This window comes from Kitasatospora sp. NBC_00070 (assembly GCF_045041205.1).
GTDB lineage: Bacteria > Actinomycetota > Actinomycetes > Streptomycetales > Streptomycetaceae > Kitasatospora.
Genome location: NZ_CP108247.1, coordinates 5,158,928 through 5,183,401, shown reverse-complemented (window position 1 = coordinate 5,183,401; position 24,474 = coordinate 5,158,928). Strand labels below are relative to the sequence as shown.

General features: G+C 73.4%; 13 protein-coding genes. 3 read left to right on the top strand and 10 right to left on the bottom strand.

The genetic code is table 11. The annotated features are described in order from the left end of the window. Positions 1–135 precede the first annotated feature (135 nt). Positions 136–1,683: a S8 family peptidase gene (locus tag OHV05_RS23695; RefSeq protein WP_405019431.1), complete on the bottom strand. Its 1,548-nt coding sequence runs from the start codon at positions 1,681–1,683 to the stop codon at positions 136–138. Positions 1,684–1,837: 154 nt separating this feature from the next. Here OHV05_RS23695 and OHV05_RS23690 point away from each other — a divergent pair, with 154 nt between their 5' ends. Next, positions 1,838–6,448: an ATP-dependent helicase gene (locus OHV05_RS23690; RefSeq protein ID WP_405019430.1), complete on the top strand. Its 4,611-nt coding sequence runs from the start codon at positions 1,838–1,840 to the stop codon at positions 6,446–6,448. A 220-nt stretch (positions 6,449–6,668) separates the two neighbouring features. Here the strand turns inward: OHV05_RS23690 and OHV05_RS23685 are convergent, their stop codons facing one another. The 8 genes from OHV05_RS23685 to OHV05_RS23650 all read right to left on the bottom strand — a co-directional run bounded on the left by OHV05_RS23685 (position 6,669) and on the right by OHV05_RS23650 (position 19,290). Continuing rightward, positions 6,669–7,040 carry a helix-turn-helix domain-containing protein gene (locus tag OHV05_RS23685; protein ID WP_057229461.1) on the bottom strand — a complete coding sequence of 124 codons (372 nt, stop codon included), beginning with the start codon at positions 7,038–7,040 and terminating at the stop codon, positions 6,669–6,671. A 241-nt stretch (positions 7,041–7,281) separates the two neighbouring features. Then, entirely contained in the window at positions 7,282–7,758 is a 477-nt protein-coding gene (locus OHV05_RS23680) for a CinA family protein (RefSeq protein WP_405019429.1), read from the bottom strand. Then, positions 7,755–8,384 (bottom strand): CDP-diacylglycerol--glycerol-3-phosphate 3-phosphatidyltransferase, encoded by a 630-nt coding sequence (gene pgsA, locus OHV05_RS23675; RefSeq protein WP_405019428.1) that lies wholly within the window; start codon positions 8,382–8,384, stop codon positions 7,755–7,757. Before pgsA ends, OHV05_RS23680 begins: the two co-directional genes overlap by 4 nt. Continuing rightward, entirely contained in the window at positions 8,381–9,835 is a 1,455-nt protein-coding gene (rimO, locus tag OHV05_RS23670) for a 30S ribosomal protein S12 methylthiotransferase RimO (RefSeq protein WP_405019427.1), read from the bottom strand. Before rimO ends, pgsA begins: the two co-directional genes overlap by 4 nt. A gap of 107 nt (positions 9,836–9,942) precedes the next feature. Further along, the gene (locus tag OHV05_RS23665) at positions 9,943–10,803 is read right to left on the bottom strand and encodes a helix-turn-helix domain-containing protein (protein ID WP_405019426.1); all 861 of its coding nucleotides are present in this window, start codon (positions 10,801–10,803) and stop codon (positions 9,943–9,945) included. Positions 10,804–11,009: 206 nt separating this feature from the next. Continuing rightward, complete coding sequence (locus OHV05_RS23660; protein WP_405019425.1) at positions 11,010–13,655, bottom strand: DNA translocase FtsK; 2,646 nt, start codon at positions 13,653–13,655, stop codon at positions 11,010–11,012. 269 nt (positions 13,656–13,924) lie between these two features. Further along, complete coding sequence (locus OHV05_RS23655; RefSeq protein WP_403046259.1) at positions 13,925–14,545, bottom strand: two-component system response regulator; 621 nt, start codon at positions 14,543–14,545, stop codon at positions 13,925–13,927. A gap of 248 nt (positions 14,546–14,793) precedes the next feature. Beyond that, positions 14,794–19,290 (bottom strand): HAMP domain-containing protein, encoded by a 4,497-nt coding sequence (locus OHV05_RS23650; RefSeq protein ID WP_405021527.1) that lies wholly within the window; start codon positions 19,288–19,290, stop codon positions 14,794–14,796. Positions 19,291–19,831: 541 nt separating this feature from the next. Between OHV05_RS23650 and OHV05_RS23645 the strand changes: the two genes are divergently transcribed. Together OHV05_RS23645 and OHV05_RS23640 are read left to right on the top strand one after the other, a co-directional pair. Next, complete coding sequence (locus tag OHV05_RS23645) at positions 19,832–22,366, top strand: SpoIIE family protein phosphatase (protein WP_405019424.1); 2,535 nt, start codon at positions 19,832–19,834, stop codon at positions 22,364–22,366. Positions 22,367–22,658: 292 nt separating this feature from the next. Continuing rightward, positions 22,659–23,213 carry a GPR1/FUN34/YaaH family transporter gene (locus OHV05_RS23640; protein ID WP_405019423.1) on the top strand — a complete coding sequence of 185 codons (555 nt, stop codon included), beginning with the start codon at positions 22,659–22,661 and terminating at the stop codon, positions 23,211–23,213. Between the two features lie 108 nt (positions 23,214–23,321). Here OHV05_RS23640 and OHV05_RS23635 read toward each other — a convergent pair whose 3' ends face one another. Continuing rightward, complete coding sequence (locus OHV05_RS23635; RefSeq protein WP_405019422.1) at positions 23,322–24,422, bottom strand: hypothetical protein; 1,101 nt, start codon at positions 24,420–24,422, stop codon at positions 23,322–23,324. Positions 24,423–24,474: the final 52 nt, after the last annotated feature.

Here is a 24,474-nt window from a genome sequence, read left to right as displayed (position 1 = left end):
AGTGACCCGAACGCCAGATCTCCTCGCCCACGCGGCGGAGCCGCACAACAGCAGAGCCCCGAGCCCCTGGACAGTGCAACCGAGCGCCCTGCCAAAAAGCTGAGCGCCTGCGGAGAGCGCAGCACACGGTCCCGGCTAGCCGGTAGTGGGCAGGGCCAGGACGCCCGAGCCGAAGAACTGGCGCTCGACGCAGGCCCCCGCCCCGTACGGGCAGTTGGTCCCCGCTGCGTCGGCGAGCAGCGCGACCAGCCGGTCGGGCCGCCAGTCGGGGTGGCCGGCCGCCGCCACCGCGACCGCGCCGGTCACGTGGGCGGCCGCCATCGAGGTGCCGGCCAGGGCGGCGTACTGGCCGCCGGGCCAGTCGGAGACCACCGCGCCGGCCGGCCCGCCCTCGGGTTCGCCGCCGGGTGCGGCGATCGAGATCCGGCCCCGCCCGTAGTTGCTGTAGGCGGTGGGCAGGCCGTAGCGGTCGAGGGCACTGACCGTCAGGACGCCGGGCAGCTCGCCGGGCAGCCGGATGCACTCGGTGCCGAGCAGCCGGTTCTGGGCGGGCCCGGTCAGCCGGTCGTTGGGGCTGCGCTGGTCGCGGCGGACCGCGCCGAGGTCCTGGCCGTCGTTGCCGGCCGAGGCGACCACCACCGCGCCCTGCCGCTGCGCGTAGCCGACGGCGCGGCCGACGGCCTGGGCCAGCGCGGCCTGGTCCGGATCGTCGGGGCAGTTGTACTTCCAGGGATCGGCGAAGTAGCTGTCGTTGATCGCCTTGGCCCCGTGGTCGGCGGCCCAGAGCATCCCGCAGACGATGTTCTCGGTGTAGTACTGCCCGAGCGGGCCGAGCAGCCGGACGGCGGCGATCCGGACGCCCGGCGCGACGCCGGTGACGCCCCGGCCGTCCCTGGCCGCGCCGACGATCCCGGCGACGTGGGTGCCGTGGCCGCTCTCGGTCACGCCCCGGTCGGGGCGCCAGGCGCCGTACCGGGCGTCCGGGCGGCCGTCGGCACAGGAGACCGAGGCGCGGGGGTCGACCGCCGAACGGAGGTCGGGGTGGGTGTCGTCCACCCCGGAGTCCAGGACCGCGACCAGCACCTGCCGGAGCGCCTCCTCGGACGGGGCCGCACCGGTCGTCCGCAGCAGCGCGGCGGGCAGCGGCCCGGTCGGCCGGGTGGACCGGCCGGTGGCGCCGATCATCGCCAGGTTCCAGTCGGCGGACTCGGCCGGGTCGGGGGTGAGCGACTCGGCGTCGTCGCCGCTCTCCAGGGCGTCACCCCGGGTGTCCCGGAAGTCGCCCGCGCCGGCCAGCGCCCCGGGCGGGCCCGGTACGCCGGTGGTCCGGCTGGCGCCGACGGCCGCTATCCCGGGGTGGCCGCGCAGCCGGCCGGCGAAGTCACCGGTGGCGTAGGCCAGCACCACACCGATCTGCGGGTACTCCTGGACCACCCGGCCACCGGCCGCCCTGACCTGCCGGGCGGCGGTGGCGGAGCCCTCGGCGTCCGGACGCTCCGCCAGCACCAGGTAGCTCAGGTACGAGCGCCCGGGGCCGGCCACGTACGGCACCGCGCCACCGATCAGCAGCGCCACCATCAGGACCCCGAGCAGGACCCGGACCCGGACCTTGCGCACTCCCGGTCGTCCCGGCCGCGTCGCGTCGCCCGGTCCCATCCGCACGGCGAGACCCAGCCGTTCCATCGCGCGACCTCCACTCGTCGGTGCGCCCGCCATGATCACGGGTCCGATACATCACCATATGAGCGGATTTTCGGGCCTGCCTGATCTGGCTAGGGCAGACGGGCAGCGGAGGCGGCAGGCCCGGACTGTCGGTGCAGACGGGCACCATGGGGGGATGGCGGAACGTGAGCTGACGGCAGCTGGTGACCTGGCGGATTCGCTGGACGGATTCGCTCCGGCGACCAGGGCATGGTTCACCGGGGCGTTCAGCACGCCGACGGCCGCCCAGGCCCGGGCCTGGGCGGCGATCGACCGGGGGACGGACGTCCTGGTGGTGGCCCCCACCGGCTCCGGCAAGACGCTGGCCGCCTTCCTCTCCGCGCTCGACCGGCTCAGCCACACCCCGCCGCCGGCCGACCCGAAGCGCCGCTGCCGGGTGCTCTACATCTCGCCGATCAAGGCGCTGGCGGTCGACGTCGAGCGCAACCTGCGGGCCCCGCTGGCCGGGCTGCGCCAGGCGGCCGTCCGGCTCGGCCTGCCGGAGCCGGACGTCCAGGTCGGCATCCGCTCGGGCGACACCCCGGCCGCCGACCGCCGCCGGTTCGCCACCCATCCGCCGGACATCCTGATCACCACCCCCGAGTCGCTCTTCCTGCTGCTCACCTCCGCCGCCCGGGACGCGCTGCGCGGCGTCGACACGGTGATCCTGGACGAGGTGCACGCGGTCGCCGGGACGAAGCGCGGCGCCCACCTGGCGCTCAGCCTGGAGCGGCTGGACGAGCTGCTGGACCGCCCGGCCCGCCGGATCGGCCTGTCCGCCACCGTCCGCCCGGTGGACGAGGTGGCCCGCTACCTGAGCCCGCAGCGCGGCGCGGTGGTGGTCCAGCCGCCCGCCGACAAGCGGTTCGACCTCTCGGTGGTGGTCCCGGTCGCCGACCTGGACGAGCTGCCGAACGACACCGACGACCCGGCCCGGCAGGCGTCGATCTGGCCGCACGTCGAGGAGCGGATCGTCGACCTGGTGCAGGCGCACCGCTCGACCATCGTGTTCGCCAACTCCCGCCGGCTGGCCGAGCGGCTCTGCAACCGGCTGAACGAGATCGCGCACGAGCGCGCCACCGGCGCCGCGCTGCCCGCGGCGCACTCCCCCGCCCAGCTGATGGGCGGCTCCGGTGCGGCCGGCGGTGCGCCCGCCGTGATCGCCAGGGCGCACCACGGCTCGGTCTCCAAGGAGCAGCGCGCCCTGGTGGAGGAGGAGTTGAAGGCGGGTCGGCTGCCCGCCGTGGTGGCCACCTCCAGCCTGGAGCTGGGCATCGACATGGGCGCGGTGGACCTGGTGATCCAGGTCGAGTCGCCGCCCTCGGTCGCCTCCGGCCTGCAGCGGGTCGGCCGGGCCGGCCACCAGGTCGGCGCGGTCTCCACCGGCGTGGTCTTCCCCAAGTACCGGGCCGACCTGGTGCAGGCCGCCGTGGTCACCGAGCGGATGCGCTCGGGCGGCATCGAGGCGCTCCGGGTGCCGCGCAACCCGCTGGACGTGCTGGCCCAGCAGCTGGTCGCGATCACCGCGCTGGACACCTGGGACGTGGACGAGCTGCTCACCCTGGTCCGCCGGGCCGCCCCGTTCGCCACCCTCCCGCAGTCCGCCTTCGACGGCGTGCTGGACATGCTGGCGGGCCGTTACCCCTCGGACGCCTTCGCCGAGTTGCGCCCCCGGCTGGTCTGGGACCGGGTGGCCGGTACGGTCACCGGCCGCCCCGGCGCCCAGCGGCTCGCGGTCACCTCGGGCGGCACCATCCCGGACCGAGGCCTGTTCGGCGTCTTCATCGTCGGCTCCGACCCGAAGAAGGGTGGTGGGAGGGTCGGCGAGCTGGACGAGGAGATGGTCTACGAGTCCCGGGTCGGCGACGTGTTCACCCTGGGCACCACCTCCTGGCGGATCCAGGAGATCACCCACGACCGGGTGCTGGTCACCCCCGCCCCCGGCGTCCCCGGGCGGCTGCCGTTCTGGAAGGGCGACAGCCTGGGCCGCCCGCTGGAGCTCGGCCGCGCGGTCGGCGCCTTCGTCCGCGAGCTGGGCGCCCTGACGCCCGATCAGGCCGGTGACCGGCTCCGGTCGGCCGGGCTGGACGACTGGGCGGCGAGCAACCTGCTCACCTACCTGGCCGAGCAGCGCACCGCCACCGGCCACCTGCCGGACGACCGCACCATCGTGGTCGAGCGGTTCCGGGACGAGCTGGGTGACTGGCGGATCGTCATCCACTCCCCGTTCGGCGCCCAGGTGCACGCCCCCTGGGCGCTGGCCCTGGGCGCCCGGCTACGCGAGAAGCACGGCCTGGACCCGCAGGTGATGCACGCCGACGACGGCATCGTGCTCCGACTGCCCGACGCCGACCTCCTCGACTTCCCCTCGGACCGGCCGGTCACCGAGGAGGCCCCGGTCGGCGCCGACGCGGCGCTGTTCGACAAGGGCGAGATCGAGCAGCTGGTGACCGACCAGGTCGGCGGCTCCGCGCTGTTCGCCGCCCGGTTCCGCGAGTGCGCGGGCCGGGCCCTGCTGCTGCCGCGCCGCAGCCCCGGCAAGCGCACCCCGCTCTGGCAGCAGCGGCAGCGCGCCTCCCAGCTGCTGGAGGTGGCGAGCGAGTACGGCTCGTTCCCGATCGTGCTGGAGGCCGTCCGGGAGTGCCTGCAGGACGTCTTCGACGTGCCCGGCCTGGTCGAGCTGATGGGCGATCTGGAGTCCCGCGCGGTCCGGCTGGTGGAGGTCACCACCCCCGAGCCCTCGCCGTTCGCCCGCTCGCTGCTGTTCGGCTACGTGGCGCAGTTCCTGTACGAGGGCGACTCCCCGCTGGCCGAGCGCCGGGCCGCCGCCCTGGCGCTGGACTCCCGGCTGCTCTCCGAGCTGCTCGGCCAGGCCGAGCTGCGCGAGCTGCTGGATCCGGCGGTGCTGGCGGAGCTGGAGGCGGAGCTGCAACGGCTGACCCCGGAGCGGCGGATCAAGGACGCCGAGGGGGTGGCGGACGCGCTGCGGCTGCTCGGGCCGCTCGGCACCGAGGAGCTGACGGTCCGTGGGGCCGCGCCGGAGTGGGCGGCCGAGCTGCGGGCGGCCCGCCGGGTGATCGAGGTCCGGATCGGCGGCGAGCAGCGCTGGGCCTCGATCGAGGACGCCGGGCGGCTCCGGGACGCGCTCGGCACCCCGCTGCCGGTCGGCGTCCCCGAGGCGTTCACCGAGCCGGTCAAGGACCCGCTCGGCGACCTGCTGGCCCGGTACGCCCGCACCCACGGCCCGTTCACCGCACCCGAGGCGGCCGCCCGGTTCGGCCTGGGCGGTGCCGTGGTCACCGGCGTCCTGCACCGGCTGACCGCCGCCGGGCGCCTGGTGCAGGGTGAGTTCCGGCCCGGCGAGGGGCACAGCGGCCAGGTCGAGTGGTGCGACGCCGAGGTGCTGCGCCGGCTCCGCCGCCGCTCGCTGGCCGCGCTCCGGCAGGAGGTCGAGGCGGTGCCGCCGCGCGCCCTGGCCGCCTTCCTGCCGCAGTGGCAGCACCTGGGGGGCCACCGGCTGCGCGGCGCGGACGGCCTGCTCAGGGTGGTCGAGCAGCTCCAGGGGACCGCGCTGCCCGCCTCCGCGCTGGAGAAGCTGGTGCTGCCCGCCCGGCTGCTCGACTACACGCCCGCCCTGCTGGACGAGCTGACGGCGGCCGGGGAGATCGGCTGGTCCGGCGCGGGCGCGCTGCCCGGCAAGGACGGCTGGATCGGCCTGCACCTGCCCGAGACCGCCCACCTGCTGCGGCCCGAGCCGGTTCCCCCGGCCGTCACCCCCGTGCACACCGCGCTGCTGGCGGCACTGGCGGGCGGCTACGGCCTGTTCTTCCGTCAGCTGACGGAGCGGCTGCCCGAGGTCCCGGAGGGCGAGTTGACCGAGGCGCTCTGGGACTTGGTCTGGGCCGGGTACGTGACCAACGACACACTCGCCCCGCTGCGCGCCCTGCTCGGCTCCGGCCGGACGGCCGGCGCCACCGCACACCGGGCGCCCCGGGCCGCCCCGCGCGGCCGGTACGGCGGGATGGCCAGGCCCACCGTGCGGGCCGGCTCGCCGACCGTGGTCGGGCGCTGGTCGCTGCTGCCGGAGCCGGCCGCCGAGCCGACCGTCCGGGGCGCCGCCCAGGCGCAGGCCCTGCTGGACCGGCACGGCGTGCTGACCAGGGGCGCGGTCGCGGCCGAACGGGTGCCGGGCGGCTTCGCCGGGGTCTACCGGGTGCTGAGCGCGTTCGAGGAGCGCGGCCGGGCCCGCCGGGGCTACTTCGTGGAGGGTCTGGGCGGGGCGCAGTTCGCGATGGACGGGGCCGCCGACCGGCTGCGCTCGGTCAGCGGGCGGCTGGAGCGGGCCGCTGAGGGGGCCTGGGCGGCCGCACCGGCCGCCGAGGCGGCCCAGACCCTGGTACTGGCCGCGGCCGACCCGGCGAACGCCTACGGGGCCGCGCTGCCCTGGCCCGAGCTGCCGCCGGCCGCCCAGCAGCACCGGCCGGGCCGGAAGGCCGGCGCCCTGGTGGTGCTGGTCGACGGCGGGCCCGCGCTGTACGTGGAGCGCGGCGGCAAGTCGCTGCTGGCCTGGTCCGAGCAGCCGGTGGCGGTGGCGGCGCTCGCGGCGGCGGTCCGGGGCGGGGCGCTGGGCAGCAGCGTCACGGTCGAGCGGGTCAACGGGGAAGCGGCGCTGACGGCCCCGCTGGGGGCGCTGCTGGAGGAGGCGGGCTTCCATCCGACGCCCCGGGGGTTCCGGCTGCGCGGGTGACCGGCCGGGTGGCCCCGTGGTGGCTGCTGTGGATCGGGATCAGGCTGAGGCTCCAGCCGCCCGCCAGCAGGCCCAGCGCGGCCCGCCCGGCCCCGAGGCCGGTGCCCAGCAGCGCGGCCAGGCACAGGGCGCCGAACAGCGCGGCGGGCCACCACCGACCGGCAGTGGCCCGCGCGGACCGTACGTTCTGCATCGCAGCCTCCAGATCGGAGGCCGGGGGTCAGGCTGCCACCACGTCCACGGCGGCGGCCTTGGGCGAGATGGAGCTCATCCGGTCGACACCGGGAGCCGGCAGCTGAACCGGTTCGAGTACCGGCCTCAGCAGCTCACCCTCCGAGAGAGTGGCCATCGCCGCAAGTTCGGCGAGCGACAGCTCGTCGCTGACCTCGCGCATCACCTCGGACATCCGGACGTCCAACGCGTCGCAGATGGCGGAGAGCAGCTCGGAGGACGCCTCCTTCTGCCCCCGCTCGACCTCGGAGAGGTAACCGAGCGAAACCCTGGCGGCTGCCGACACCTCGCGAAGTGTGCGGCCCTGGCGTTGGCGCTGCCGACGCAGTACATCGCCCAGTAGGCGACGGAGCAGGATCATCGGTGCCTCCCTCCTCGGACTGCGGATCGAGATGTCACGCCCCCACCGTACCGCCTTGTCCGCATCGCGTGCGGGGACCATGGTCGTGTTCACTCTGGGCTGCAATGCTGCCCCCTCCCCTGATTGTTCCCCGCCCGACTACCTGACTACTGCCCATCCGGGGTATCCGATGTAACACGATCCTGCTGCCGCGCCGGGTGGTTCAACGGCTTTTTCGCCGAAAGCTCAGCACAGGACGGGCTCAACGCGCTAGGTGACCCAGCATCAGCCGCAGGGCCGCCCGCACGGTGTCCTGCCGGATTGTTTCACGTGTTCCTGACAACAGGAGCGAATCCGTCCCTGCTTCGTCGGGTCCGGCCCAGCCGAGGTGGACGGTGCCGACCGGGCGGCCGTCCTGCTCCGCCGGACCGGCCACGCCGGTGGTCGCCAGGCCGTAGTCGGCTCCGAGCAGCCGCCGGACGCCCTGGGCCATCTGCCGGGCCACCACGGGGTGGACCGGGCCGTGCACCGCGAGCAGGCCCTCGTCCACGCCCAGCAGCCCGGCCTTGAGCTCGGTGGCGTACGCGGTCACGCCGCCCCGGTAGGTCGCCGAGGCCCCCGGGACGTCGACCAGGGCGGCCGACAGCAGACCGCCGGTCAGCGACTCGGCGACGGCCAGCGTGGCGCCCCGGTCGCGGAGCGCCCGGTGCAGGTCGGCGGCCGGCCGGGAGCCGGTCACCCGGCCTCCTTCGCCTGCCCGGCCCGGCGCAGCACGACCGCCTGCCGGACGTAGTCCAGCCCGGTGCCGAGCGTGAGCAGCACCGCCAGGCCCATCAGCAGCGCCCGCCCGGTGGCCAGCCAGCCGGTCAGCTCCAGCACGTACATGCCGATCGCGATGCCCTGGGTGAGGGTCTTGAGCTTGCCGCCCCGGCTGGCCGGGATGACGCCGTAGCGGATCACCCAGAACCGCATCAGGGTGATGCCGAGCTCGCGGGCCAGGATCACCACGGTGACCCACCAGGGCAGGTCGCCGAGGATCGACAGGCTGATCAGGGCGGCGCCCATGATGGCCTTGTCGGCGATCGGGTCGGCGATCTTGCCGAAGTCCGTGACCAGGCCCTTGCGCCGGGCCAGCTCGCCGTCGAACAGGTCGGTGATCATCGCGATCGCGAACGAGGCCCAGGCGACCGAGCGCCACTTGGGGTCGTGGCCCCCGTCGGCGAACAGCAGCAGCACGAAGACCGGGACCAGCAACAGCCGGATCATGGTCAGCACGTTGGCGATGTTCCACAGGGAGGGGACGGGCGGCGTGTCCGTGGCGCCCGTCGGCTGGGCCGGGGCGGAGGCGCCTGGCCCTCTGGTCATGCCTCGACCCCCACGCGCTCCAGCGCCTCGGCCACCAGGTCGACGCCCTCGGTGCCGACCACGGTGGCCCGGTAGTACTGGCCGATCTCCGCGTCGTCGGCGCCCAGCAGGGTGGTCAGACCGTCGGTCTCCGGGGCCTGGTGGGCCGCCCGGCCCTCGACCACGCCGTCCTCGACCGACTCGACCAGCACCTCGACCTCGGTGCCGATCCGCTGCTCGGCGCGCTGGGCGGTCATCTCCTCGGCCAGCTTGGTGAGCCTGGCCAGCCGGTCCGCCACCACGTCCTCGGACAGCTTGCCGTCGAAGGTCGCGGCCTCGGTGCCGTCCTCGTCGGAGTAGCCGAAGACCCCGATCGCGTCCAGGCCGGCCTCGGTGACGAAGCGCTCCAGCTCGGCGAAGTCCTGCTCGCTCTCGCCGGGGAAACCGACGATGAAGTTGGACCGGGCACCGGCCTGCGGGGCCTTGGAGCGGATGGTGGCGAGCAGCTCGAGGAACTGCTCGGTGTTGCCGAAGCGACGCATCTTCCGCAGCACGGCCGGGGCCGAGTGCTGGAAGGACAGGTCGAAGTACGGCACCACGCCGGGGGTGGTGGTCATCGTGTCGATCAGGCCGGGGCGCATCTCGGCGGGCTGCAGGTAGCTGACCCGGACCCGGCGGATGCCGTCCACGGCGGCGATCTCGCTCAGCAGGGTCTCCAGCAGGCGGATGTCGCCCAGGTCCTTGCCGTACGAGGTGTTGTTCTCGCTCACCAGCACCGTCTCGGTGACGCCCTGCTCGGCCAGCCACTGGGCCTCGCCCAGCACGTCGGACGGGCGGCGGGAGATGAACGAGCCGCGGAAGGCGGGGATGGCGCAGAACGAGCACCGCCGGTCGCAGCCGGAGGCCAGCTTGACCGAGGCGACCGGGCTGTCGTCCAGCCGCTTGCGCAGGGTGCGCGGGCCGGACGCCGGGGCGACGCCCTCGGGCAGGTCCGCGGGGGCACCGTGGCCGGGCAGCGCCACCTGGGCGGCCGCGGCCTGCCGGGCCACCGGGGTGAGCGGGAGCAGCGTGCGGCGGTCCCGGGGCTTGTGGGCCTCGATGTTGCCGCCGGACAGGATGGTCTGGAGCCGGCTGGAGATGTCGGTGTAGTCGTCGAAACCGAGCACCCCGTCCGCCTCGGGCAGCGCGTCGGCGAGCTCCTTGCCGTAGCGCTCGGCCATACAGCCGACCGCGACCACGGCCTGGGTCCGGCCGTGACCCTTGAGGTCGTTGGCCTCCAGCAGGGCGTCGACGGAGTCCTTCTTGGCGGCTTCGACGAACCCGCAGGTGTTGACCACGGCGACGTCGGCGTCGGCGGCGTCCTCGACCAGCAGCCAGCCGTCCGCCTCCAGTCGCCCGGCGAGTTCCTCGGAGTCCACCTCGTTGCGGGCGCATCCGAGCGTGACAAGGGCGACAGTACGGCGTTCAGGCATAGGGACAAGGTTAACGCGCGGCCCCCGGTGCCGTTCGCCCCGGAGTCCGCGCGCGCCGGATCAAGGGCGGATTGTTGTGAAGAGGCCCCGCGGTCGGTCGGGGGGCCTTAACCCGCTTGCGGGTCGCCGGGGGTGTACGTGAGGTGCTTGACCTGGCCGTCCTGGCCGGCCGGGCCGAGGTCCTTGCCGTTGACGTACAGGTGTACGGCGCCCGCGTTGCCGATCACCAGCTTGATCTGCTTGGGGTCGGTGAAGGTCTGCGCGCCGCCCTGCTCCAGGTTGTTCTGGAACAGCGACTTCCCGGCGCCGTCGGTCGCGGTGACCCAGCTGGTGCCGCCCTCGGCCACCAGCTTGACGGTGACCTTGTCGGCCGGGGCGGCCGCGATCGCCTGGACGCTCGGCGCGGGCGCCGGGGGCTGCACCGAGGGTGAGGCGGACGCCGAGGCGGTGGGCAGCGGGGCGCTGGCCGAGCCCGCGGTGGTGACGGTCTTCTCGCCGGAGAACAGGTTGAAGCCGATCAGCGCGACCACCGCGACGATCGCGGCCACCATGGCGGCCGTCCAGTTCGGACGGCGGTGGTCGGTGACCTTGATCGGGCCGGTGTCCAGCAGCTGGGTCGGCCGCTGCGCCGAGGGGGCACCCCCGTGCGCGGCGTCGTACTGGGCGACCAACGCCTCGCCGTCCACCCCGACCGCCTTGGCGAACGCCCGGATGTGGCCCCGGGCGTAGAAGTCGCCGCCGCAGCGGGAGTAGTCGTCCTCCTCGATGGCGTGCAGGATCGGCACCCGGACCCGGGTGTCACCACTGACCTGATCGATGGTCAGCCCGGCCTGCCGACGGGCGTCGGCGAGCACCCGGCCGATCGCGGGCAGCTCGACCACCGGCTCCGGGGCGGCCTGCGGCCCGGCCTGGGGGTCGGGGGCGGAGGACCGGCGGTTGTCGCGGGGCGAGGACTTGCCGATGGTCACTGGGCGCGCCTTTCGAGCGTTGGCCACCTGCTGAGAAGACAGTCTAGGGGTGGGCCGGGAGGCTTTCTCAAGCGGAGAGGCCCGAACGTGCGGCACCGACCGCCCCTGCTGACACCGGGTCAGCAGGATCGGGGTGCCGTGCACGGTGGGACGTACCCGTTCGGCCGATGGTTCCCCTCCCCCGAACGAGTGAGGAGAGGACGACCTCACCCTCTCAGTGTGAGCAGGACGGCGTCGAGTTCGTCCGGCTTGACGAGCACGTCCCGTGCCTTCGAACCTTCGCTCGGACCGACGATGTCACGTGACTCCATCAGGTCCATCAGCCGGCCCGCCTTGGCGAAGCCGACCCGGAGCTTGCGCTGCAGCATCGAGGTGGAGCCGAACTGGGTCGAGACCACCAGCTCGACCGCCTGGACCAGCAGGTCGAGGTCGTCGCCGATGTCCTCGTCGATCTCCTTCTTCGGACCGCCGCCGACCACCACGTCCTCGCGGTAACGGGCCGTCAGCTGGTCCTTGCAGTGCTGGACCACCCGGGCGATCTCCGCCTCGGTGACGAAGGCGCCCTGCATCCGGACCGGCTTGGAGGCGCCCATCGGCAGGAACAGCGCGTCGCCCTTGCCGATCAGCTTCTCCGCGCCGGGCTGGTCCAGGATGACCCGTGAGTCCATCATCGCGGAGGTCGCGAAGGCCAGCCGGGACGGGACGTTGGCCTTGATCAGACCGGTCACCACGTCCACCGAGGGCCGCTGGGTGGCCAGCACCAGGTGGATGCCGGCCGCCCGGGCCAGCTGGGTGATCCGGACCACCGAGTCCTCGACGTCGCGCGGGGCGACCATCATCAGGTCGGCCAGCTCGTCGACGATCACCAGCAGGTACGGATAGGGCGTCAGCTCCCGCTCGCTGCCCAGCGGCGGCTTCAGGGTGCCGGCCTTCACCGCCGCGTTGAAGTCGTCCACGTGCCGGAAGCCGAACGCCGCCAGGTCGTCGTAGCGCATGTCCATCTCGCGCACGACCCACTGCAGCGCCTCGGCCGCCTTCTTCGGGTTGGTGATGATCGGCGTGATCAGGTGCGGGATGCCCTCGTACGCGGTCAGCTCGACCCGCTTGGGGTCGACCAGCACCATCCGCACCTCGTCCGGGGTGGAGCGCACCAGCACCGAGGTGATCAGGCAGTTGATGCAGGAGGACTTGCCCGCGCCGGTGGCGCCGGCCACCAGGATGTGCGGCATCTTCGCCAGGTTGGCCATCACGGTGTGGCCCTCGACGTCCTTGCCCATGCCGACCATCAGCGGGTGCATGTCCTCGGCGGCCGTGCGCGAGCGCAGCAGGTCGCCCAGGTTGACCATCTCGCGGTCCCGGTTCGGGATCTCCACGCCGACCGCCGACTTGCCGGGGATCGGGCTGATGATCCGGACGTCCGCGCTGGCCACCGCGTAGGCGATGTTCTTCGCCAGCGCGGTGATCCGCTCCACCTTCACGGCCGGGCCGAGCTCGACCTCGTACCGGGTGACCGTCGGGCCCCGGGTGAAGCCGGTGACCTTGGCGTCCACCTTGAACTCGGTGAACACGCCGCTGAGCTGGGCCACCACCTCGTCGTTCAGCGCGCTGCGGGCCTTGCCGGGGGCGCCGCGCTCCAGCAGGTCCAGCGAGGGCAGCGCGTAGCTGATGTCCCCGGCCAGCTGGAGCTGCTCCATCCGGGCCGGGGCCTCGCCGTGGCCGTCCGGGGCGTCGGAGGCGCGGGCGGCCGGCACCGCGAGCTCCTCGGGCGGGGCGGTGTTGTCCTTGACCTGGTGCAGCATGCTCGCCACCGCCGGGGAGGCGGGCACGCCGTAGAGCAGCGCACCGTCCAGGTCGGCGGCCACCCCGGCCGCGATGTCCCTGGTCTGGTACGGGTCCTGGTCCTCCGTCAGCGGCTCCGGCGCGGGCTCCTCGGACTTCCTGCGCCGACGGCGGCGCCGGGCGCCGATCTCGTCCTCGGGGGCCTCCACGGTGTACGGCAGCGCGTCCGGGTCGGCGTCCTCGGGCGGCGCGGTGGAGTACTCGCGCTCGTGCTCCGGGGTGTCCTGGTCCGCCGGGCCCTCCACCACGCCGAGTTTCTGGCCCAGGCCGCGCAGCCGCTCGGGGATCTTGTTGACCGGGGTGGCGGTGACCACCAGCAGGCCGAAGAAGGCGACCAGCAGCAGCAGCGGCACGGCCAGCGGCGGTCCGGCGGCGGCCATCATCGGGGTGGACGCGGCCCAGCCGACGATCCCGCCGGCCGCCCGCATCCGGGTCGCGCCGCTGCCCATGCTCGGTGCGCCGCAGCCGATGTGCACCAGCCCGAGCACGCCGACCACCAGCGCGCTCAGCCCGACCGCGATCCGGCCGTTCGCCTCCGGGAGTTCGGGGTGCCGCATCAGCCGGACGGCGACCGCCGCGAGCAGGAACGGGACCAGCACGTCGACCCGGCCGAACAGCCCCGACACCACGGCGATCGCCGCCTCGCCGAGCCACCCCTGCGGGCTGAACCACGTCCCGGCGGCGGTCACCAGGGCGAGCGCGAGCAGCAGCAGTGCGACGCCGTCCTTGCGGTGCGCCGGGGGCAGGTTCTTCGCGCCGTCGCCGAAGCCGCGGAACAGGGCGCCGACGGCGTGCGCCAGGCCCAGCCAGACGGCGCGGACGGCGCGGAAGAGTATCGGCTTCGGCGGGGGCGGCGGCGGGGCGGCGGGCGGTCTGGCCGCCGCCTTCCTGGCCGGGGCCTTCTTCGCCGCCGGGGCCGCCGCCTTCTTCGCGGGCGCCTTCTTGGCCGGGGCCTTCTTGGCCGGCCCGGGCTTCGGGGTGCGCGCTGCCGCGCCGGGCGTACGTGTGGCCATGGGACAGCAGCCTACCGGGGGGCGGGGCCACTGGACATGTGAGCGACTCTCCCGGTGTGTCCGGCCCCGTTCCTGACGCACACTCAGGGCGCACAGCGCCCCGCGCACGCCCCCTGGGGCAACCACCAGGGGCTCGGAGAACTGCGACGCCGACCTCTGGAGCGTTCAACGTCCGTGGGTGGTCGGGCACTTTCGCAGTGACCCGAACGCCAGATCTCCTCGCAGTTCCCCGAGCCCCTGGACCGTAGCCCCGAGCGCCCGTGAGAGAGCTAGGCGGCGCCGGGACGCAGGGCGTCGAGGGCCTTGCGGAGGCCGGCGAGCTTGCGTTCCAGGTTGGCCGCGGTGGCCGCGACCGCGGTGTCGGCCGTGCCGTCGAGTTGCTTGGCCAGGGCTTCGGCCTGCTCCTCGACCGCTGCGAGGCGGGCGGAGAGTTCGCCGAGCACCGGGGTCTCGCCGGCCTCCAGCTGGAGGCGGAGCAGCGCGGCCTGCTCCTTGAGCTGGCAGTTCTTCACGTAGAGGTCGACGAAGACCGAGACCTTGGCCCGCAGCACCCAGGGATCGAAGGGCTTGGAGATGTAGTCGACCGCACCGGCCGCGTAGCCGCGGAAGGTGTGGTGCGGACCGTGGTTGATCGCGGTCAGGAAGATGATCGGGATGTCCCGCGTCCGCTCCCGCCGCTTGATGTGCGAGGCGGTCTCGAAGCCGTCCATGCCGGGCATCTGGACGTCCAGCAGGATCACCGCGAAGTCGTCGGTGAGCAGCGCCTTGAGCGCCTCCTCACCGGACGCGGCCCGGACCAGCGTCTGGTCGAGCGCGGAGAGGATCGCCTCCAGCGCCAGCAGGTTCTCCGGCCGGTCGTCGACCAGGAGGATCTTCGCTTTCTGCACCACGACCCGCCCTCCTGCCGGTTGTCTGCCGATGGCGGCCGCCTTCGCGCCGCCCACCACTGCCCCGGTCATGCTAGCCGCACCCCCTCGCCCGCCACGTCGCTCCCGGCGATCGGCAGCGCGACAGTGCCGAAGCACACAGCGGCGCCGGAGCACCACGTCACCGTTCGGTCACTGTTCGCAACGATGCGCGACCTTACCCGGTTCCCGTCCGAACCCGCCAGTGCGGTGGGAGAGCGCGCCCCCGGCGGTTACCTGCCCTTGGCGGAAGGCAGCCAGTGGCGCATCACCGCCAGCAGGTGATCGGTCTCGACCGGCTTGGTGACGTGGTCGGTCGCACCCGCCTCCAGACTCTTCTCCTTGTCGCCCTTCATCGCCTTCGCGGTGAGCGCGATGATCGGCAGCCCGGCGTACTGGGGCATCCGGCGGATCGCCTCGGTGGTCGCGTAGCCGTCCATCTCCGGCATCATGATGTCCATCAGCACCAGTGCCACGTCCTCGTGCTGCTCCAGCACCTCGATGCCCTCGCGGCCGTTCTCCGCGTACAGCACGGTCAGGCCGTACTGCTCCAGCACGCTGGTGAGCGCGAAGACGTTCCGGATGTCGTCGTCCACGATCAGCACCTGCTCGCCGTCGAACCGGCCCTGGAACTGCGCGGGCACGGTGCCGGCCGGCTCCTGACGGGGCGTCGGCTCGGCCTCCTGGGCGGCGGCCCGGCGGCGTTCGGCCGCGCCCCGGCGGCGGACCTCGGCCAGCTCGCGGACCTCCTGGGCCCAGTGCTCGGCCGGGTTCTCGCCGATCGGGACGGGCGTGCCGACCGGGGTGACCGCGATGGTGGCGCGGACCGGCAGCAGCTGCCGGTCCTGGCCGGAGGCGTCCGGCGCCTCGCTGCGCAGCGGCAGGTAGAGGGTGAAGGTGGAACCCTCGCCGAGCTCGCTCTCGGCATGGATCTCGCCGCCGAGCAGCCGGGCGATCTCCCGGCTGATCGAGAGCCCCAGCCCGGTGCCGCCGTACTTGCGGCTGGTGCCGCCGTCGGCCTGCTTGAACGCCTCGAAGATCTCCCGGAGCTTGTTGCCGGGGATGCCGATCCCGGTGTCGGAGACCGAGAAGGCGATCAGCGGCTCGTCCGGGTCGCTGATCACCCCGTTCTCCAGCAGCTGTTCCCGGACGTGCAGCGGGACGGCGCCGTCGGCCCGGCGGATCCGCAGCTCGACCGCGCCGCTGTCGGTGAACTTGACCGCGTTCGACAGCAGGTTGCGCAGCACCTGCTGGAGCCGCTGCTCGTCGGTGTGCAGGGTGACCGGCAGGTCCGGCGAGACCACCACCGCGAAGTCCAGGTTCTTGTCCGCGGTGAGCGGGCGGAACGCGGCCTCGACGTAGTCGACCAGCTGGACCAGCGCGATCTTGGCCGGGCGGACGTCCATCTTTCCCGCCTCGACCTTGGACAGGTCGAGGATGTCGTTGATCAGCTGGAGCAGGTCGGAACCGGCGCCGTGGATGGTCTCGGCGAACTCGACCTGCTTGGAGGAGAGGTTGCCCTCGTTGTTGTCGGAGAGCAGCTTGGCCAGGATCAGCAGCGAGTTGAGCGGGGTGCGCAGCTCGTGCGACATGTTGGCGAGGAACTCGCTCTTGTAGCGCGAGGCCAGCGCGAGCTGCTCGGCGCGCTCCTCCAGGACCTGCCGGGCCTCCTCGATCTCGCTGTTCTTGATCTCGATGTCCCGGTTCTGCTGGGCGAGTTGCTCGGCCTTCTCCTGGAGCTCCTCGTTGGTCCGCTCCAGCTCCTCCTGGCGGGCCTCCAACTCGGCCGAGCGCATCGAGAGTTCGGCGGTGAGCCGCTGGGACTCCAGCAGCAGGCCCTCGGTCTTGGTGTTGACGCTGATGGTGTTGACGGTGACGCCGATCAGGTCGGCGATCTGGTTCAGGAAGTCGATGGCGACGGTGGTGAAGGAGGAGAAGGTGGCCAGCTCGATCACGCCGAGCAGCCGGCCCTCGAACAGCACCGGCAGCACCACCACGTGCGCCGGGCTGGCCTCGCCCAGGCCGGAGGCGATCTTCAGGTAGCCGGGCGGGGTCTCCTTGAGCATGATCGAGCGCTTCTCCACCGCGGCCTGGCCGACCAGGCCCTCGCCGGGGCGGAAGGTGGTCGGCATCGAGCGGCGCTGGTAGCCGTAACTGCCGATCAGGCGCAGCACGGTGTCGTTCTCGTCGTCGTCCTCGGTGATCAGCTCGGCGGTCCGGCCGGCCGGCTGGGCCAGGAAGAAGGCGCCGTGCTGGGCCGAGACCACCGGGGTGAGCTCGGTCATGATCAGGGCGGCGACCGCCTCCAGGTCGCGGCGGCCCTGGAGCAGACCGGAGATCCGGGCCAGGTTGGTCTTCAGCCAGTCCTGTTCCTGGTTGGTCCTGGTGGTCTCGCGCAGGTTGGCGATCATCTGGTTGATGTTGTCCTTGAGCTCGTCGAGCTCTCCGGACGCGTCCACGTCGATCCGCAGGCTGAGGTCGCCGCGGGTCACCGCGGTGGCGACCTGGGCGATCGCGCGGACCTGGCGGGTCAGGTTGTCGGCGAGTTCGTTCACCGAGACGGTGAGGTCCTGCCAGGTGCCGTCCACCCCGGGCACCCGGGCCTGGCCGCCGAGCCGGCCGTCGGTGCCGACCTCGCGGGCCACCCGGGTGACCTCGTCGGCGAAGGCGCCGAGCTGGTCGACCATGATGTTGATGCTGGTCTTGAGCTCCAGGATCTCGCCCCGGGCGTCCACGTCGATCTTCTGCGACAGGTCGCCGCGGGCGACGGCGGTGATCACCAGGGCGATGTTCCGGACCTGACCGGTCAGGTTGTTGGCCATCTGGTTGACGTTGTCGGTCAGGTCCTTCCAGATGCCGGCCACACCCGGCACCCCGGCCTGGCCGCCCAGGATGCCGTCGGTACCCACCTCGCGGGCCACCCGGGTCACCTCGACGGCGAACGCGGACAGCTGGTCGACCATCGTGTTCAGGGTGCCCGCCAGGGCGGCGACCTCGCCCTGCGCCTCGATGGTGATCTTCTTGGACAGGTCACCCCGGGCCACCGCGGTGGCCACCTCGGCGATGTTCCGGACCTGTGAAGTCAGGTTGGAGGCCATGAAGTTGACGTTGTCGGTGAGGTCCCGCCAGATCCCGGAGACCCCGCTCACCCGGGCCTGCCCGCCGAGGATGCCCTCGGTGCCCACCTCGCGGGCCACCCGGGTCACCTCGTCCGCGAAGGCGGACAGCTGGTCGACCATGGTGTTGACGGTGAGCACCAGCTCGCGGATCTCGCCCCGGGCGTCGACGGTGATCTTCTTGGAGACGTCGCCGCGGGCCACGGCGGTGGTCACCTCGGCGATGTTGCGTACCTGGCTGGTCAGGTTGTTGGCCATCAGGTTGACGCTGTTGGTGAGGTCCTTCCAGGTGCCGGAGACCCCGGGCACGCTGGCCTGGCCGCCGAGGATGCCCTCGGTGCCGACGTCCCGGGCGACCCGGGTGACCTCGTCGGCGAACGCCCCGAGCTGGTCGACCATCGTGTTGATGGTGTTCTTCAGCTCCAGGATCTCGCCGCGCGCATCGACCTTGATCTTCTGCGACAGGTCGCCCTTCGCCACGGCCGTGGTGACCTGGGCGATGTTCCGCACCTGACTGGTCAGGTTGTTGGCCATCGAGTTGACGTTCTCGGTCAGGTCCTTCCAGACCCCGGCCACCCCGGGCACCTGGGCCTGGCCGCCGAGGATGCCCTCGGTACCGACCGCGCGGGCCACCCGGGTGACCTGCTCGGCGAAGCCGGAGAGCTGGTCGACCATCGTGTTGATGGTGTTCTTCAGCTCCAGGATCTCGCCCCGGGCGTCCACCTCGATCTTGCGCGAGAGGTCGCCCTTGGCGACCGCCGTGGTCACCTCGGCGATGTTCCGGACCTGGGCGGTCAGGTTGTTGGCCATGAAGTTCACCGAGTCGGTGAGGTCGCGCCAGACCCCGGCCACGCCCGGCACCTTGGCCTGCCCGCCGAGCCGGCCCTCGGTGCCCACCTCACGGGCCACCCGGGTCACCTGGGCGGAGAAGCCGTTGAGCTGGTCCACCATCGTGTTGACGGTGTTCTTCAGCTCCAGCATCTCGCCGGCCACGTCCACCGTGACCTTGTGCGAGAGGTCGCCCTTGGCGACCGCCGTGGTCACCTCGGCGATGTTGCGCACCTGAGCGGTCAGCCGGCCGGCCATGGTGTTGACGGAGTCGGCCAGGTCCTTCCAACTGCCGGTCGCACCGCGCACCCTGGCCTGACCGCCGAGCTTGCCCTCGGTGCCCACCTCGATGGCCACCCGGGTCACCTCGTCGGTGAACTCGGACAGCTGGTCCACCAGCCCGTTCACCGTCCGGCCGACCTTGAGGAACTCGCCGCGCAGCGGGTGGCTGGCCCCGTTGGTGTGGACCGAGCGCAGCTCCATCCGCTGGTCCAGGTCGCCCTCGGAGATCGAGGTGAGCACCCGGCCGACCTCGGCCATCGGGCGGGCCAGGTCGTCGATCAGCGCGTTGCAGTTGTCGACCGCCGCCATCCAGGCGCCCTCGCCGACCCCGCTCTCCAGCCGCTCGGAGAGCCGCCCCTCCCGGCCCACCGCCCGCCGGACCCGGGCCAGTTCACCGGTCAGGTGCTGGTTGCGCTCGGCCACCTCGTTGAAGACCGCCGCGATCTCGGCCAGCGGCCCGTCGCCGGGCACCGTCAACCGCCGCCGGAAGTTGCCGTCCCGCATCGCGGTCAGCGCACCGAGCAGCTTGCGCAGATCGGCGGGCTCGGCCCCCCGGTTGTGGTTCGGGCGCCGCCCCGAGGCGGCCCGCACCGTCGGACGGCTGCCCTGGCGGGCGACCGTCGGGGTGGTACCGGGTACGTCCTTGGTGGCCGAACTCAACGGGGCCCTCCCAGATTGTGACCGTCTCCGCGCCACCCCCTTCGGGGTGACCACCGGCCCGCCGCACTCGGGGCGACGCCGGCGCACCTCGACCGTAACCCTTGGGCCGGGTGCTGCGGACCCCCCAGTCTGACAGCACAGCCGCCGGGTGTCCGTCCCGTTGCACAGGGTCTGCACCCGGGCAGCGCAAAGCGCCCCTCCCGGAGCGGGCCGGTCCCCGCCCGGCGGAGTGGCCGGAATCACCCGGAGGTGCTCTTTCCGTCCACCGGGCCCACGGAGGTGCCGCCGGAAAGTAGGGTGGGACGCCGCACCGACCCCGGGACGCCCGATCCAAGGGCAGATCCGACCGGGTCGGGGCAATCGGATCTGATGGGAGAAGTGGCACGTGGTCACCGCGCGCGCAGCCGCCACCTTCGAGCCGGTCGGCAGGTCGGCCGCCGCGGCGCGCGGCTTCGTCCGCGACGCCCTGCTCGGCTGGGGGCTGCCCGAGGTGGTCGACGACGCCGTGGTGCTGGTCAGCGAGCTGGTCACGAACGCCGTCGTGCACGCCGGTACGGCCGCCGAGGTGTGCTGCCTGCGCGAGGAGGAGACGATCCGGATCGAGGTGACGGACCGTCACCCGGAGCGCGGTCTGCCCTCGTTCACCAACGTCCCCGCGCAGAGCTCCGAGCGCTACGGCGACCCGGACGGCGAGGGCGGCCGGGGCCTGCTGATGTGTTCGGCCATCTCCACCTGCTGGGGCGTCGAGTACTCCGCCGGGCAGAAGACGGTCTGGTTCCGGCTCGCCCTCCCCGACCACATCATCGGCACCCGGTACGCCCTGCCCGCCCTGCCCGGCGGCGAGTTGCCGGGCGCCGACGGCCCGGTGCTGGTGGCCGTGGTCCAGGTCGACGACCAAGGCCTGGTCAGCAGTTGGAACCAGGACGCCGAGGCACTGTTCCGGCTCCCCGCCGAGCAGGCGGTCGGCCGGCCCTGGTCCACGTACGTGCTCTGGCCGTCGGACGGTCCCGAGCTCGCCGAGACGCTCCGGCTGGCCCGCTGGGAGGGCGGCTTCGCGCTCCGGCTGGACGGGCAGCCCGAGGTGTACGCCGTGCAGGTCCGGGTCAGGGACACCCACGGCGTCCCGTCCACGCTCTGCCTGCTGGTGCCCGAGAGCGACCGGGCGGTGCTCCGCTCCCCCGCGACCGGCGCGGACGCCCCGGCCGGGGCCGAGCCGCTCGACCTGCTGGTCGGGCCGATCGGCCCGGACGACCTGGGCGGCCTGCTGCAGCGGATCGTCGAGCGGGCCCGCGACCTGCTGGACGCGGACGCCGCGTACCTGCTGCTCACCACCGACGACGAGACCGAGTTCGAGCTGCGGGCCGCCACCGGCCTGCCCCGTGCGAGCCGGCTGGTCCCGCCGATCGCGGTCGACGAGGGGGCCGGGCGGTACGACTCGGCCCGGCTGCCCGCCGTGCACGAGGACCTCGCGGTCCGGCCCAACGTCGCGCCGCTGCTGGCCGGTTCGGGGCTGCGGTCGCTGATCACCGTCCCGCTCAAGGTGGACGGGCGGCTGACCGGTTCGCTCGGGGTGGCCGCGGCCGGGCCCGGCCGGTACGACAACGAGGACGCGCTGCGGCTGCAGTTCGCCGTCGACCGGGTCGCGCTGGCGCTGGAGAGCGCCCGGCTGACCGAGCTGGAGCGGCTCCGGCGCGGCTCGCTGTCCTTCCTGGTGGAGGCGTCCGACCTGCTCGCGGGCACCCTGGAGCACGGCCAGACGCTCGCCCTGATGGCCCAGATGGCGGTGCCCACGCTGGCCTCCTGGTGCGCCGTCTACACCACCCACGACGCCGGGGCCGAGCTGGCGTTCGTGCTGCACCAGGACGAGGACCGGATCGACCAGCTGCGCGCGCTGCTGGACAAGACCCCGGCTCCGGAGGCCGGCCCCGACAACGGCGTCCGGTTCTGGACCGCCCCGGTCGAGGCCGCCCGGCAGAGCGGGCTGACGGACAGTCCGGAGCTGGCCGGGCTGCTCGGCGAGACCGTGGTGCTCCCGCTGGCCGCCCGGAACCGGGTGATCGGCCTGCTGGTGCTCGGCGTCTCCAGCGGCCTGCGGTTCCGCCAGGAGATGCTGGAGCTGGCCGAGGACCTGTCCCGCCGGGCCGCCCTGGCGCTGGACAACTCCCGGCTCTACTCCGAGCGCACCGCCACCAGTCAGGCGTTCCAACGGGCGCTGCTGCCGCCGGAGTTGCCGAAGATCCCGGGCGTCGAGGTGGAGGTCTTCTACCAGGCCGCGGGCGAGGGCAACGAGGTCGGCGGCGACTTCTACGACATCTTCCCGATCCGCGAGGGCACCTACGGCTTCGCGATCGGCGACGTCTGCGGCACCGGCCCGGAGGCCGCCGCCGTCACCGGGCTGGCCCGGCACGCGCTCCGGCTGCTGGCCCGGGAGGGGCTGGACGGCCCGCAGCTGCTCGGCCGGCTGAACACCGCGATCCTGGACGAGGGCACCCGCAGCCGCTTCCTCACCCTGCTCTACGGCGAGTTGACGCCCCGGCCGGACGGCAGCACCGACCTCTCGCTGGTCTGCGCCGGGCACCCGCTGCCGCTGCGGCTGACCACCGACGGCCGGGTCGACCCGGCCGCCACCCCGCAGCCGCTGCTCGGTGTGCTGGACGAACTCGACCTGGTGGCCGAGCAGTTCACCCTGCACCCCGGCGAGGTGCTGCTCTGCGTCACCGACGGCGTCACCGAACGCCGGGAGGGCCAGCGGATGTTGGGCGACGACGGGCTGGCCGCGGTGCTCACCGGCTGCACCGGCCTGACCGCCGGCGCGGTCTCGGCCCGGGTGCAGCGGGCGGTCGAACGGTTCGCCGCCGAGCCGCCGTCGGACGACATGGCCATCCTCACCCTGCGGATCCCCGAGCAGCGTCAGGGCTGATCCGCTCACTCCCGGTCGGGCTCGTTCAGCAGTCGTCACCACACATCTGACGACCGGACAAATTGTGGGATTCACAAGGGTACAAGCCCGCTCGGGCCGGGTACACCGATCTCACCGGGGAACACCCCGGAGGGGACCGACCGGCAGCTCCGACCTGCCGGTTCATCATTCAGCCGCAGCCGCCCGCACCGTGGGACCGTCCCTGGTTCCGTGCGCCCACGGCCGGCACGCGCACCCACCTTCACGCACACTCCTGCCGCGTTCGCGGCGCCCAGAGTGAAAGGAGCCTCCGGTGAGCAACGAAGCTACCGGGGCGAACGCCCGATCCGCCGATGCCGGCAACCTCGGCTACCTGGCTCTCGGTCTGACCCTTCTCGCGTACGGCATCCTCGGCACCGGGATCTTCTCCGGCACCGGTCTCAAGGACGCCGCCTCAGTCGCCCACCTGGTCGGCGGGCTGACCCTCTTCGTCGCCGGCCTCTGGCAACTGCGCAGCGGCGACGGCTTCACCGGCACCGCCTTCACCAGCCTCGGCGCCTTCTGGGCGACCTGGTCGGCGGCAGGCGGCGCGAGCAAGAACGCCGCCGGGCTGTTCCTGCTGCTCTGGGCCCTGCTCGTGCTGAGCCTGACCCTGGCCGCCTGGAACTCCGGGCTGTTCGGCCGACTCATCTTCGCCCTGTTCACCCTCTCCCTGGTGGTCAGCGCGATCGGGGTGCTGAACAGCAGCTCGGGCCTCGGCAAGGTGGGCGCCTGGCTCGCCGCCGCCGCGGGCCTGGTCGCCTGGTACTCGGCCACCGCCGCGCTCGCCGAGAGCGGCTGGGGCCGGGCGCTGCTCCCGACCCGATGAGCCCTCACGGGGGCTGCATCACCACCTGAACACCCGCAGCCGGGCCGCCCGCCCCACCGGGCGGCCCGGCTGCGGGCTTTCCGCACGGTCCGAGCTGCCCCGGACCGCTCAGAGCACCACCGCGCCGAGCGGCAGCCGTCCCGCCGCGAGCCGCTCCGCCCGACCGGTCGTCAGGTCCACCACCGTGATCCCGTCCCAGCCGCCCGGCCGGCTGAACCCGCCGGTCACGTACGCCGTCCGGCCGTCCCGGGAGACCGTGACGTCCTCGTGCGGGCCCTCCAACGGGACCAGCCGCTCGGCGCCGCCCGGGCTCCGGACCGTCAGCGACGGCCCGTGGTCCTCGGCCCCGACCGGTCCGGTGCCGACCACCAGCAGGGTGCCGTCCGGGGTCAGCGCGGTGCCGTGCTGGTGGGTGTCGGCGGTCATCCGCTCGACCGTCACCGCCCCGGTGGTCGGGTCCAGCACCGCCAGCCGCTCCCCCTCGAACGGCAGCAACAGCCGTCCGTCGTCCCGGACTTCGGCATAGTGCGGCTTCAGCCAGGAGCCGAGCCCGCCCGCCGTGCTGTACGGCGCCACCTCCAGCCGGCGCGGGCGCAGGCCGTCCACCGGCACCGCCGTCACGTCGAAGGAGTCGTGCCCGACCGCGTACACCTCCCGGCCGTCCCGCGACACCAGCACGTCGAACGGCCGCCGACCGACCGGCACCACGTCGGTGACCCGCTGCTCCGCCGCGTCGAGCACCTCCAGCACCCCCGGCCTCCCCGGGACGTTGACCCCGACGAAGACCTGCCGCCCGTCCGGCGAGAGCGCGATGCCCATGCCGCCGCCCCGGTACTCGCCGGTGGTGACCGGACCGGTCGCGGTCCGGTACGGCACCAGCGCGAGCAGCCGGCGCTCCCGGGTGTCCACCACGGCCACCCCTTCGGCGGTCGCCACCCAGGCCCGGCCGTCCGGGCCGAGCGCCACGCCCCAGGGCGCGGTGCCGACCCGGACCGAGCCGGTCGGGCCGGCGGCCGGGTCGACGAAGGTCACGGTGTCGCCCCCGAAGTCGGTCAGCAGCAGGGTGCCCGGCTGCGCCGGTACCGTCGGCGCGGTCCGCACCGTGGGTTGCGTCACCCGTTCCGTCGTCCGTTCGCCGGTCGGACCGCCGCAGGCGGCCAGCAGGACCGCCAGTGCCCCGAGCCCGACCGCGAGCCGTCGACCGCTCATCTCCCGCCACCTTCCGTCGCCCTACCGCCATCCTCCGCCGGGAGCCGGGAGC

Excerpts from the sequence above, each read along its gene's own strand:
- pgsA (WP_405019428.1), bottom strand. The coding sequence starts at position 8,384 with ATGACCAGAGGGCCAGGCGCCTCCGCCCCGGCCCAGCCGACGGGCGCC.
- OHV05_RS23635 (WP_405019422.1), bottom strand. The coding sequence starts at position 24,422 with ATGAGCGGTCGACGGCTCGCGGTCGGGCTCGGGGCACTGGCGGTCCTG.
- rimO (WP_405019427.1), bottom strand. The coding sequence starts at position 9,835 with ATGCCTGAACGCCGTACTGTCGCCCTTGTCACGCTCGGATGCGCCCGC.
- OHV05_RS23660 (WP_405019425.1), bottom strand. The coding sequence starts at position 13,655 with ATGGCCACACGTACGCCCGGCGCGGCAGCGCGCACCCCGAAGCCCGGG.
- OHV05_RS23650 (WP_405021527.1), bottom strand. The coding sequence starts at position 19,290 with ATGCGGGACGGCAACTTCCGGCGGCGGTTGACGGTGCCCGGCGACGGG.
- OHV05_RS23695 (WP_405019431.1), bottom strand. The coding sequence starts at position 1,683 with ATGGAACGGCTGGGTCTCGCCGTGCGGATGGGACCGGGCGACGCGACG.
- OHV05_RS23690 (WP_405019430.1), top strand. The coding sequence starts at position 1,838 with ATGGCGGAACGTGAGCTGACGGCAGCTGGTGACCTGGCGGATTCGCTG.
- OHV05_RS23685 (WP_057229461.1), bottom strand. The coding sequence starts at position 7,040 with ATGATCCTGCTCCGTCGCCTACTGGGCGATGTACTGCGTCGGCAGCGC.